We start from the raw sequence: 12742 nt of genomic DNA, 5'->3' as shown, positions 1-12742 counted from the left end.
GCCTCCGCGTCGGCGATCGCGGCGAGCACCCGCTTGTAGTCGTGCGGCATCACCTTGACGAAATGCCGCTGCTGCTCCGGCCAGTCGGCCAGGATGCGGGCCGCCACCGTCGACCCGGTAACGGTCTCGTGCGCCTGCAGGATGCCCCGCAGCCAGGTCAGGTCGTCCTCGTCGAACGGGTCCAGGCCCACCATCTCGGTGTTGAGGTTGGCCACCAGCCGCCGGTCCGGGTCGTAGACGTAGGCGATCCCGCCGGACATGCCGGCCGCGAAGTTGCGCCCGGTCGGACCCAGCACCACGACCTTGCCCCCGGTCATGTACTCGCAGCCGTGGTCGCCGACCCCCTCGACCACCGTGTGGGCGCCGGAGTTGCGGACCGCGAACCGCTCGCCGGCCACCCCACGCAGGAACGCCTCACCGCTGGTGGCGCCGAACAGGACCACATTGCCGGCGATGATGTTCTCCTCGGCGGCGTACCCGGTCGGCACGTCTTCGGCCGGGCGCACCACGATCCGCCCGCCGCACAGACCCTTGCCGACGTAGTCGTTGGCGTCGCCGTAGACCCGCAGCGTGATCCCCTTCGGGACGAACGCGCCGAAGCTGTTGCCCGCCGACCCGGTGAAGGTGATGTCGATGGTGTCGTCCGGCAGCCCCTGTGCTCCATATGCCTTGGTGACCTCATGGCCGAGCATGGTTCCGACGGTACGGTTGACGTTGCAGATCGCGCTGGTGAAGCTGACCGGCGTCCCGCAATCCAGCGCCGCCCGGCTCATCGTGATCAACTGCTGGTCCAGCGCCTTGTCCAGCCCGTGATTCTGGCTGGAGCTGCAGTACAGATCCTGGTTCATGAACGGCGACTCCGGCTCGTAGAGCACCGGCGACAGGTCCAGCTTGTGCGCCTTCCAGTGCGCCCGGGCAAGCGTCGTGTCCAGCGCGTTCACCTGCCCGACCGCCTCGACCAGGGTCCGGAAGCCCAGCTGCGCCAAGTACTCCCGAACCTCCTCGGCGACGAACAGGAAGAAGTTCTCGACGAACTCGGGGGTTCCGGTGAACCGTTCGCGCAGCACCGGATTCTGGGTGGCGACGCCCACCGGGCAGGTGTCCAGGTGGCAGACCCGCATCATGATGCAACCGGACACCACCAGCGGCGCGGTGGCGAAGCCGAACTCCTCGGCGCCGAGCAGGGCGGCGATGATCACATCTCGCCCGGTCTTCAGCTGGCCGTCGGCCTGCACCACGATGCGGTCGCGTAAACCGTTGAGCAGCAATGTCTGCTGCATCTCGGCCAGGCCCAGCTCCCAGGGCGCGCCGGCATGCTTCAACGAGGTCAGCGGGGCGGCCCCGGTGCCACCGTCGTGCCCGGAGATCAACACCACGTCGGCGTGCGCCTTGGATACCCCGGCGGCAACCGTCCCCACCCCGTTCTCGGCCACCAACTTGACGTGGATGCGCGCTTCCGGGTTGGCGTTCTTCAGATCGTGGATGAGCTGCTTGAGGTCCTCGATCGAGTAGATGTCGTGGTGCGGCGGCGGCGAGATCAGCCCGACGCCGGGGGTGGCGTGCCGCACCTCGGCGATCCACGGGTAGACCTTGTTACCCGGAAGCTGGCCGCCCTCACCAGGTTTGGCGCCCTGCGCCATCTTGATCTGGATGTCGCTGCAGTTGGTCAGGTAGTGCGAGGTCACTCCGAACCGCGCGGAGGCGACCTGCTTGATCGCGCTGCGCCGCCAGTCGCCGTTCGGGTCCCGGTCGTACCGGCTGGCATGCTCGCCACCCTCGCCGGAGTTCGACCGGGCACCGAGTCGGTTCATCGCGATGGCCAGCGTCTCGTGCTGCTCGGCGGAGATCGACCCGTAACTCATCGCGCCGGTCGAGAAGCGTTTGACGATCTCACTGGCCGGCTCCACCTCGTCCAGCGGGACCGGCGGACGCAGCCCGGCGCGGAACTTCAACAACCCGCGCAGCGTCGCCAGCCGCTCGCTCTGGTCGTCGATCAGCTGGGTGTACTCCTTGAAGGTCGCGTACTGGCCGGTGCGGGTGGAGTGCTGCAGCTTGAAGACGGTCTCCGGGTTGAACAGGTGGTACTCGCCCTCCCGCCGCCACTGATACTCCCCGCCCACCTCGAGCTCGCGGTGGGCACGCTCGCCCGGGCGGTCCAGGAACGCCAGCTCGTGGCGGGCGGCCACGTCGGCGGCGATGTCGTCCAGGGTGATTCCGCCGATCGCGCACGTCATCCCGGTGAAGTACTCGTCGAGCAGATCTTGGGAGAGGCCGACCGCCTGGAACAGCTGGGCACCGGTGTAGGACGCCCGAGTCGAGATGCCCATCTTGGACATCACCTTCAACACGCCCTTGCCGGCGGCCTTGACGTAGTTGCGCAGCGCGCCTTCGTGATCCAGATCCGCCGGGGCGCCGGACAGCGCACCCCGGTCGAGCATGTCGGCGACCGACTCCAGCGCCAGGTACGGGTTGACCGCCGCGGCGCCGAAGCCGAGCAACGCCGCCATGTGATGCACCTCGCGGGCATCCCCGGACTCCACCACCAGGCCGACCTGGGTCCGGGTCCGCTCCCGCACCAGGTGGTGGTGGACCGCCGCGGTCGCCAGCAGCGACGGGATCGGCGCCAACGTCTCGTCGGACTCCCGGTCGGAGACGACGATCATCCGGGCGCCACCGTCGATGGCCGCCGAGACCCGGGCGCGAACGTCCTCCAGCGCCCGGCGGAGCCCCTCCCCGCCCTCGGCGACCGGGTACAGGCAGCGGATGACGCTGGTGCTCATCCCGTGCCGACGCCCGCCGACGTCGGCGTCCGGCCGCAGACCGACCAGCTTGGCCAGCTCCTCGTTGCGCAGGATCGGCTGGGAGAGCACGATCTGCCGGCACGAGTTCTCATCCGGGTTGAGCAGGTCGCCCTCGGGTCCGACGGCACCCTGCAGGCTGGTCACCACCTCCTCCCGGATGGCGTCCAACGGCGGGTTGGTGACCTGCGCGAACATCTGCTGGAAGTAGTCGAACAGCATCCGCGGCCGGTTGGAGAGCGCCGCCATCGGGGTGTCGCTGCCCATCGACCCGATCGGCTCGGCGCCGGAAACCGCCATCGGCGCCACCAACCGGTTCAGCTCCTCGTAGCTGTAGCCGAACATCAGCTGGCGCAGCACGATCCGGTGATGCGACATCGGGGCGTAGTCCCCGGCCGGCAGGTCCTCGATCGGGATCAGGCCGTTCTGGATCCACCGCTGGTACGGCTGCTCGGCCGCCAGCTCCGCTTTGATCTCGTCGTCGGAGACGATCCGGCCCGCCGCGGTGTCCACCAGGAACATCCGGCCGGGCTGCAACCGCAGCCGGCGCACCACGGTCGCCGGGTCGAGGTCGAGCACCCCGGACTCGGAGGCCATCACCACCAAACCGTCGCTGGTGACCCAGATTCGGGACGGCCGCAGGCCGTTGCGGTCCAGCACCGCGCCCACCACGGTGCCGTCGGTGAACGTCATCGACGCCGGGCCGTCCCACGGCTCCATCAGCGAGTCGTGGTACTCGTAGAAGGCGCGCCGGGCCGGGTCCATGCTCTCGTGCCGCTCCCACGCCTCCGGGATCATCATCAGCACCGCGTGCGGCAGGCTGCGGCCACCCAGGTGCAGCAGCTCGAGCACCTCGTCGAAGCGTGCGGTGTCCGATGCGTCCGGCGTGCAGATCGGGAACAGCTTCTCGGCGCTGGTGAGGTCGCCGGCGGAGCCGAACAGGTCGGTGCGGATCAGCGCCTCGCGGGCGCGCATCCAGTTCTCGTTGCCGGTCACCGTGTTGATCTCGCCGTTGTGGGCGATACGCCGGAACGGGTGCGCCAGCGGCCAGGACGGGAAGGTGTTGGTGGAGAACCGGGAGTGCACGATGCCCAGCGCACTCTCCAGCCGGTCGTCGGCGAGATCACGGTAGAACGCCTTGAGCTGCGGCGTGGTCAACATGCCCTTGTAAACCAGCGTCCGACCGGAGAGGCTTGGGAAGTAGACGGTCTCGCGTCCCGGACCGTCCTGCCCGGGGCCCTTGCTGCCGAGCTCGTGCTCGGCGCGTTTGCGAACCACGTAGGCCCGGCGCTCCAGATCCATCCCGGACGCACCACCGATGAACAGCTGCCGGAGCGTCGGCATCGCGTCGCGGGCCAGCGCACCCAGCGACGACTCGTCGACCGGGACGTCCCGCCAGCCCAGCACCTGCAGCCCTTCGGCCTCGATGATCTTCTCCACCGCGGCGCAGGCCACCGCCGCTTCCTTCGACGACTGCGGCAGGAAGGCGATGCCGGTCGCGTAGCTGCCCGCTTCGGGCAGGGTGAAATCGCACACCGTGCGCAGGAACCGGTCCGGAACCTGGATCATGATGCCGGCGCCGTCACCACTGTGCGGCTCGGCTCCGGCCGCGCCGCGATGGTCGAGGTTCACCAGCGCGGTGATCGCCTTGTCCACGATGTCCCGGCTGCGCCGGCCATGGATGTCGACCACCATGGCGACCCCGCACGCGTCGTGCTCGAACGCGGAGTTATACAGCCCGACCCGCTTGGCCGACATTCCTGACCTGACCCTTCGCCCAACTCTTCGCAACATCCGGTGGGCTGTGCCGCCGGTACCGCCATCCGTCGCCGGCCCCCAGCGAGCTGATCAACCGGATAAGTCCGTGCGGCGCTGAACGGTGTCCCCGCGTCAGCCGGAACCGCCGGATCAGGCCTCAGCGGATCGTAAAACGATATGTCAAGACGCGCCTGACATGCCAATGTTGTCGATGGTAGTAGCTGATCGGCTAGATCTGTTAACCGGCTGACCGGGTGGCAACGCAGACACGGCCTGCCCGTTAAGGAGACCACCATGACCCAGGGTCCCGACTTCCACCGGGAACGGGCCTGGTACCCGCCGTCCGGCGTCCCGGGCGGCCCGGCCCCGCCGCAGCCCGGCCGGCGCCGGCTGCGACCCACCCGCGGCTGGCGGCGCGCTGTGCTGGTCACCACGGTCGGGCTGGTCAACCTGGGCCCGTCACACGCGGAGCGGGCCGAGGAGGCGCACCGGGCGGCGATCGGTTCGGTCTGGCCCGGCCGGTACAAGGTCGGGGTACTCGGCAAGGGCGGCGTCGGCAAGACCACCGTGGCCGCCAGCATCGGCTCACTGTTCGCCCTGTTGCGGCCCAACGACCGCGTGGTCGCCGTCGACGCCGACCCCGCGTTCGGCCGGCTGGCCAGCCGGCTCGACCCGTACGCGCGAACGTCCTACTGGGAGCTCGCCGCCGACCGGGGTCTGGAGTCGTTCACCGATCTCCGCGCCCGGATCGGCGCCAACGCCGCCGGGCTGTACGTGCTGGCCGGCGAGTCGGCCACCGGGAGCCGGCGGGTGCTCGACGCCGCCCTCTACCGGGAGGCCGCGCTGCGCCTGGACCACCATTTCGCCATCTCCGTCATCGACTGCGGCTCGACGATGGACGCCGCGGTCACCCAGGAGGCGCTGCGTGACCTGGACGCCCTGGTGGTGGTCTCCTCACCGTGGGCGGACGGCGCCGCCGCCGCCGCCAAGACGCTGGAGTGGCTGGCCGACCGTGGAGAGCGGGCGCTGTTGGGGCGCACCGTGGTGGTGATCAACGACTCCGACGGGCATGCCGACAAGCGGACCCGATCGGTGCTCACCGGCCAGTTCCTCCGGCACGGCCAGCCGGTGATCGAGGTCCCGTTCGATCCGCACCTGCGCCCCGGCGGGGTGATCGACGTCACCGGCGAGATGGCGCCGACCACCCGGGCCAGGTTCCTGCAGATCGCCGCGATCGTCGCGCAGCACTTCGCGGCCCGGCCGGCGGGCGCCGGCGGCCAAGCGGGGGACGGGCACGTTGAGTGAGTTTCGGGACGCGGCGGCCGCCGCGTTGCACGCCACGCCCTACACAATCGGCGACACCGAGAACGGCTTCGACCTGCGGCTTGACCTCTCCGACGCCCGCTGGTGGGGGCTGTTCAACCGCGCCGGACTGACCGAGACATTCCGCTGGCGGGTCGCCGAACCCGGCGCCCGCTTCGCCATCACCGACTCGCAGACCGGGTGGCCTGGGTCGCCGGCGTTCCCCGACTGACCGCCTCGTGGCAGAACCAGACCGGCCGCGTCGTCACATTCGACCGGGAGAAGATCTGGGCGCTGTCGAACCTCGGCCGGATCGAGCCGGTCGTCGACTATCAGCTCAACTCCGCAGCGGGACGTGACCTGATCCGGCTGGCCGCCGGGCTGCTGGGCTTCACCGAGCGCTGGCCGCTGTCGATGAAGATCGGGATCTTCTTCGCGCTGCTGACGATCATCGGCTTTGTGGTCGGCGGCCCGGTGCTGCTCGCGCTCGGGCAATCGGTCTGGTTTGGTCTGCTGTTCACCGAGATCGGCATCGCCTGCGGTGGGTTGCTGTGGCTGCTGCTTCGGCTCACCAGGTAGCGCAGGCCCTGTTCGTCACAGCGTGATCGGCACGTGCTTCTCCGCGCAGGCGTCGGTCACCGCCGCGATGACGTCCGGGGTGCGAAGTGTCTCCAGGTCCTCGACGGTGACCGAGCCCTGTTCGCTGCGGTGCTGGGCGGCCACCCGTGAATCGCGCAGCCGCTCGGCACGTTCGATGGCGTTGCGCGCGAACCGGCCGTTCTGCATGACGTCCACCCCGTGCGTGCCGTCCGGTGCCCGGTAGGTGCGCAGCATCGCGCAGGCGGCCCGCAGCGCCTCGGCAGCAGCCGGCTCGATGACCGTGGCGCGCGGCTTTCCGTACCGGACAGCGATCTCCACCAGCTCGTCCGGCGAATACGACTCGAACCGCAGCTTCCGGTTGAACCGGCCCGCCAAACCGGGGTTCACGGTGAGGAATTCGTCGATCTCCTTCTCATACCCCGCACCGATGAAGCAGAAGTCGAAGCGGTGCACCTCCAGCGCGACCAGCAGCTGGTTCACCGCCTCCATCCCGATCATGTCCGGCCGCCCGTCGTGGTGGCGCTCCACCAGCGAGTAGAACTCGTCCATGAATAGGATCCGGCCCAGCGAACGACCGATCAGCTCGTTGGTCTTCGGTCCGGACGCGCCGATGTGCTCGCCGCAGAAGTCGGCCCGTTTCACCTCGATGATCTCCGGGTGCAGCACGATGCCCAACCCGGCGTAGATCTTGCCGAGCGCCTCGGCGGTGGTGGTCTTACCGGTGCCGGGCGGGCCCACCAGGAGCATGTGGTTGGTCTGGTTGGTCACCGGCAACCCGGCGGCCAACCGCAGGCCGCGAACCTCGATCTGGTCCTCGAGCTCGGCGACGGCACGCTTCACCTCGGCCAGCCCGACCTGGTTGTCGAGCAGCGCCCGGCCCTCGGCAAGCAGTTCGTCGCGCCGCTCCCGGTTCTCTTCCTCGTGACGCTCCTTCTCGGGCCGCTCGGTGCCCACATCCCACTTGTCGGCGCGGCTGTTGATCGCGTCCTCGTCGGTGACCGTCAGATTCAGCGTGGGATCGGCCAGCGCCTGTTTGGCGGCCTCGATCAGCGCCCCGTTGATCGTCGCTTTGGACAACCAGACCTCGGCCTTGTCCTGCTCGCCGAGGAGTCGGTGCGCCATCCCTCGCACATAGGCCAGATCCGCTGCGACCAGCGGGAATTCGGCCGGATCTATCGCGGTCACCGCGGTGTCGACGCCCGGGCGCTTCATCGTTTCGGTCGGGAAGCCGTGGCCGGTGCGCAGCTCGACCCGGTCCGCCCAGTCCAGCGCCACCCGCGCCTGGCCGAGATGCGCCGCGGCATGCGCGGCCAGCGCATTGGTCGCCGCCGTCACCGCGGACATGATGATCGCCTGCGGTGGCAACACGGTGGCGGCGGTGGCGATCACGTCCGGCCAGCGCTGGGTGGCGAACATCAGATACGCCCGGACGTACTGCTGCCACTGGTGGTTCTCCCAGCTGTCCAGTAGCGTCGCATCCTCCAGCAGCGCATCGGCTTTCTCGTACTGACCGTCGTCGATGAGCGCACTGGCCAGGGCGAGCCCCGCGTGCGAGGCCTCGGTCACCAGGATCGACAGATACGGACCCGCCTTGATCGCCGCCGACAGCTGGGCGCCGGTCCGATTGGTCTCCCGGTGCAGCCGCGATCCGTAGGCGTACAGCTCCTGCAGCGTGGCCAGCCCCTCGTCGCCGGCCGCCACCCGGCCCAGCCAGGCATCGGCCATCGAGGGGTCGACCTCGGTCGCCTGCCGGAACTGTGTTCTGGCGCCGTCCAGGTCTCGCGGACTGGCGTTGAACAGCATCATCGCCTGGTCGAAGCGCTTTCGCGCCACCACGGTCATCGTGCTGCTTGTCATGGTCTAGTCCACCGGTTCCAGCTCAGCGGTGCCCCGGCGGGTACGAGTTGTCGGGGTGATCGGGGTCATCGTCTCCGACGATACGTAGCGGTTCTCGGCGCGGAACAACTCGACCTCCACCCTGTGCATCTGCCCTCCGGACCTCACCTCCAGGGTGGCCGGATCGGTCTGGGTCATCAGCACGTCGACCACTCTGGGCTGGGGCGCCCCGGGCTCGCCGATCGAGATCACCGTGTTCGGCCGTGGGGTCGGCGCCAGGGTACCGTCCATGACACTCACGGTGGTTCCGGCGGCGGGGCGAGGCGCGCCGGTCACGACGATATCGGGCATCCGGACACTTGCCCACCGCTGCGGGTCGCGGGTGTGCACGGTGATCCGGTCTCCCGCCCCGGCCAGCCGCACCACGATCCGCTTCGCCAGATGGTCCTCCGCGGCGATGTGCACCCGACTCAGCTCCCCGGGATCGTCCAACGGCAGCATCAGTCGGTTCCCGGCGCCGACCTTGCCGAGCAGCACCCCCGACGGGCCGACCGGAACGACCAGGGTCCCGGCCAGCGCGCCCCTGGACACCCCGCGCAGATCCGGCAACGGCCCACAGCAGCTCGCCGCCACCGCCAACGTCTGCTCCCCGGGCAGTGGCTGCAGCAGCACCAGCGGCGGTGCGGTCGGCGGCTGAGCGGTGCGGACCGTCACCGCCGCGGTCGCGGTTCCGTCCGGGAACAGGGTGATGTTCTGGATGATCCCGTCGACATGCAGCGACCATGCCTGCGCCAGCTTGTCGGTGGTGACGTCAGCGGGGCGATACCCGTAGCTGGTCAACCAGCCGTTCTCGCTGCGCACCGAACGCCAGCGCCGGTTGGTCGCGTCGTCCAACGCCGACCCGGCAAACCGTCGCTCCATCTCCACGATGTCGGTGGCCGTCGCGACCCGGGCGCGAATTCCGCGCTGTCGCAGCGCCGCGCTGATCCGCTGGCCGGCCGCCAGCGCGGCCGTGCCCACCGAGCTGCGCCACTGCAGCGCCTCGACGTTGTCCAGCGCGCCGATCCGGGCGATCAGCCAGGTCTCCCGCTGGCCGGCATACGGCGGGGTGCCGATCAACGTGTCGTAGACCCGCGGGTAGTCACCCACGCTGCGCCGTCGCGCGCCCGCGCTGACCACACTCAGCGATTCCATGCTCAAACCCAGGCTCTGCCGCAGCAGCGGCCGCAGCTCCCCAATGTCGACCACGTTGTCGGTCTCGGTCGCCGTGGAGCCGGTGAACAGCGTAGGCCGGTGTGCTTTGCCGAGCAGCTGCACCGCGACGACCGCGATGCCGTCCTGGTATCTGACACCGCCGCCGGCGCGGTCATTGGCCACCGTGATCGGCTCCCGCAGCACCAGCGGCCGGCGCCGGCGTGCCCACAACGCCAACCAGGACCAAAACTGACGGCGGCGCCAGCGGGCGATGCCGAACAGTATCCCGAGCGTCAGCCCGACAGCGGCGCCCCGGTAGTCGGCGACGGTCCAGCCGATCAGCCCCGCCGCCAGCACCCCGACGACCACCGCCAACCTGGTCGACCTGCTCATCGCGGCCGCGCCCGCCGAGCCCGGGAGATGAGCACGGCCAGCGCCACAGCGCCCGCGACGACGCCGGCGAACACCAGCGCGAAGGAGCGTGCCCGATGATCCGGCGGCGGTGGCGGCGGCGCCGGTACGATCAGCCGGCTCTCCGCACCCGGCGCGACCCGATCACCCGGGGGGACGTCGAAGGTCAGCGCAGCCACCGGGTCGACCACCCCGTAGCCGACCTGGGTGTCCACCCCCCGCGGCGGGTTGTGCGCGGTTTGCAGAATCCGGTTGACCACCTGGTGGGCCGAGAGCCCCGGGTACTTGGCCCGCACCAGCGCGACCACACCGCTGACGTAAGCCGCCGAGAAGCTGGTACCCCAGAACGACGCCGGCTTCTCCCCGGCGCGGCGCGGCGAATGCGCGTTGACCGGCTCGCCGGTCTCCGGCGAGAACCCCATGATCCCGACCCCCGGTGCCGCCGCCGCCACCCACGGGCCGGCCAGGCTCTTAATCAGCGGCGCACCGGTGTTGTCCACCGCGCCCACCGACAGCACGTAGTCGGAGAACCAGGACGGCGACGAGACGGTGACCACCTGGTGCCAGTCCCGCGGGTCGGTCGGATCCAGCGGGTCGAACGACGGGTTCTGCGCGCACTCGTCCTCACCGTCGTTGCCGGCCGCCGCCACCACCACCACGTCCTTGACGGTGGCCGCGTACCACACCGCCGCGCCGATCGCCGCCTGGTCGAGTGGGTCGGCGGCCGACACGCAGGCGGTAACGCTGACGTTGATCACCTTGGCGCCCAGGTTCGCCGCATGCACGATGGCGCTGGCCAGCGTCGCCAGCGTGCCGGCCTTCTTGTGCAGGTCGGCGTCGCGGGTGGGGTGCTCCGGTGAGTAGGCCCGGGAGGACTGCCGGATGGAGATCAGCACCGCGTGCGGGGCCACCCCGACCACTCCGTCCGGCGCGTCCGGCGGGGGCGGCGGCACCTCCGGGTTGTCCGGCTGGTCCGGCGATGGAGTCTCGTCCGGGCCGTTGGACGGCTGATCCGACGGCGACTCCGGTGGCGGCGGCGCCGGCGGCGCGGGCGGTTGGACGGTCACCGTCACCGGGACCGGCGGGGGCGGCGGCGCGGGCGGCGGCGGGGCGCCACCAGGGGGCGGCGGGGCGGCATCGGTGGGCGCACCCACCGGTGCCGGGAAGGCCGGGGCGACCGGCTGCGGCGCCGGCATCGGCAGGCCGCGCGGGGCGGCGGCGATCAGCGAGGCGACGATCGTTCCGTGCGCGTCGCAGTCGGTGAGTCCGTCACCGCCCATGATGTAGTCGCCGCCGGCGATGACCGGCAGCCGCGGGCTGGGGTTGACACCGGTGTCGACGACCGCGACCGGCACCCCGTTTCCGGTCGAGTACTGCCAGGCGCGGCTGATATTGAGCATCGTGAAGCCCGGTGCGGTGACGGCGACGTTCGGGTCGGCGACGGTCATCGGACGCGCGCAGGCGGCATCCTGTCGCATCGGCTCGTCCGGGCCGGGCGTGCCGTCCGCGGGAACCCGGTCACGGTCAATGCTGGGCGGTGGAATCGGCTGCGCCACAGGAAGGTCCGCGATCATGCCGACGAGCAAGATGACCGTCAGCAGCGATGCGAGCCGTTGCAGCCGTCTTGTCATCGCATCCGCACCCAGGTGAACAGGCCGCCGATCCAGGCCGCCAGCGGTAGCGCCGCGATGATCGCCGCCAGCTCCAACCATTCGACGATCATCCGGACCAGCGGGGTGAACTTCGTGATCGGCACCAACAGGCCGGCGATCAGCCCCGCGGCGGCGAACCCAACCAGCACGACCGAACCCCAGAGCAGCGCCTGACCGGATTCGGCCGGCTCGTGCAGTACGTATTTCAGCACGCCGACGCAGACCGCTACCGCAGCACCGCAGACCAGGGCGACCGCCTGACGCTTGTCGGCGTAGGCCCGGCCCCGGCTGATATAGATCACCACGAACAGCCCTGCCAGCACCGCAGCGGCTGTGCCGCGACGCTGTCCCGGCATCAGCGTCGCCCACACCGCGGCGGGCAATGCCAATCCGGCGCCGACGCAGATCCCGGTGAGCACGTTGTTGGCCCGGGTGGCGGCCTCGGCGATCTGTGTACCCCGCGGGGTGGTGTCCGGGTTGGCCTCCTCAGCTCCGGCCTCCTCTTCGGTGTCCACCGGCGTCACCGCGTCGACCGGCAGCCCGTCGCCACGACGAAATAGGTCACGGCCGGTGATCGAGCCGAAGTGTGGCGGCCGGATCCGCGCGGACCACAGCGCGATGGTCGGCGCGAAAGTGAGCAGGAAGAGCAGCACGACGAGGGTCAGCATGCCCAACCACTGGGCCGGCATCGGCCGCCACATCCGGGCGGCCGCCACCGCGCCGCCCAGTGCGCACAGCGTCACCACGGTGGCGGCAACGTTGACGAACCGCCGAGTGAGGACGGCGATTCCGCAGATCAACAACACCCCGCACAAAGCGGTGATGAACAGGTGCGGCGCGCCGAGCGGGCCCGGGGCCGCAGCGCCCACGCTCACGGCCAGCAATGGCGCGCTGAGCCAGGCGAACCCGCCGAGCATGTCGAGTCGCTTCGGCCACCACCGCCACACCACCGCGGCAGCACCGGCGGCCAACAGCCCGGCCGCGCCGGTCACGACCGCGGGTATCACCGAGTCGGTGGCCGCCCGGCAGCGCAGGGCCAGGCCGAGTGTGGTCGCGTAGCCCATCGCCAGGATTACCAGCACGGTATGCGCGGCGGTATCGGCGGTCACCTCGCCGAACAAGCTCTTGCCGACCCGGGCCAGCCCGGTCGACAGCGATTCGTACTGCGGCTCGAACGAGTCACCGGCCTCC

Annotated in this window: 8 protein-coding genes; 3 read left to right on the top strand and 5 right to left on the bottom strand. The window is 70.2% G+C overall.

Annotation, left to right across the window (positions count from 1 at the left end; genetic code table 11):
• Positions 1-4556 (bottom strand): glutamate synthase large subunit (gene gltB / locus AC2VNT_RS14080; RefSeq protein ID WP_486947448.1); only part of this gene is annotated, 4556 nt, incomplete at its 3' end.
• A 294-nt stretch (positions 4557-4850) separates the two neighbouring features.
• Between gltB and AC2VNT_RS14075 the strand changes: the two genes are divergently transcribed.
• Genes AC2VNT_RS14075 through AC2VNT_RS14065 form a run of 3 tightly spaced genes read left to right on the top strand, consistent with a single transcriptional unit; the run spans position 4851 to position 6437 of the window.
• A complete protein-coding gene (locus AC2VNT_RS14075; RefSeq protein WP_486947447.1) occupies positions 4851-5861 on the top strand; it encodes a MinD/ParA family ATP-binding protein in 1011 nt (336 codons plus the stop codon).
• On the top strand, positions 5854-6090 hold the full coding sequence (locus AC2VNT_RS14070; protein WP_486947446.1) for a hypothetical protein: 237 nt from the start codon (positions 5854-5856) through the stop codon (positions 6088-6090). Before AC2VNT_RS14075 ends, AC2VNT_RS14070 begins: the two co-directional genes overlap by 8 nt.
• Positions 6060-6437, top strand: a complete 378-nt coding sequence (locus AC2VNT_RS14065) for a hypothetical protein (protein WP_486947445.1) — start codon at positions 6060-6062, stop codon at positions 6435-6437. Before AC2VNT_RS14070 ends, AC2VNT_RS14065 begins: the two co-directional genes overlap by 31 nt.
• A gap of 15 nt (positions 6438-6452) precedes the next feature.
• Here the strand turns inward: AC2VNT_RS14065 and eccA are convergent, their stop codons facing one another.
• The 4 genes from eccA to eccD all read right to left on the bottom strand — a co-directional run.
• Positions 6453-8315: a type VII secretion AAA-ATPase EccA gene (eccA, locus tag AC2VNT_RS14060; protein WP_486947444.1), complete on the bottom strand. Its 1863-nt coding sequence runs from the start codon at positions 8313-8315 to the stop codon at positions 6453-6455.
• 3 nt (positions 8316-8318) lie between these two features.
• The gene (gene eccE / locus AC2VNT_RS14055) at positions 8319-9881 is read right to left on the bottom strand and encodes a type VII secretion protein EccE (RefSeq protein ID WP_486947443.1); all 1563 of its coding nucleotides are present in this window, start codon (positions 9879-9881) and stop codon (positions 8319-8321) included.
• On the bottom strand, positions 9878-11530 hold the full coding sequence (locus tag AC2VNT_RS14050) for a S8 family serine peptidase (RefSeq protein WP_486947442.1): 1653 nt from the start codon (positions 11528-11530) through the stop codon (positions 9878-9880). The genes eccE and AC2VNT_RS14050 overlap by 4 nt, the downstream gene beginning before the upstream one ends.
• A partial coding sequence (gene eccD, locus AC2VNT_RS14045) for a type VII secretion integral membrane protein EccD (protein ID WP_486947441.1) occupies positions 11527-12742 on the bottom strand: 1216 nt, incomplete at its 5' end. The genes eccD and AC2VNT_RS14050, both read right to left, overlap by 4 nt.

This window comes from Mycobacterium sp. TH-M15 (genome assembly GCF_057473705.1).
The sequence above is the reverse complement of the archived record's forward strand: the minus strand, read 5'-3'. Positions and strand labels throughout refer to the sequence as shown.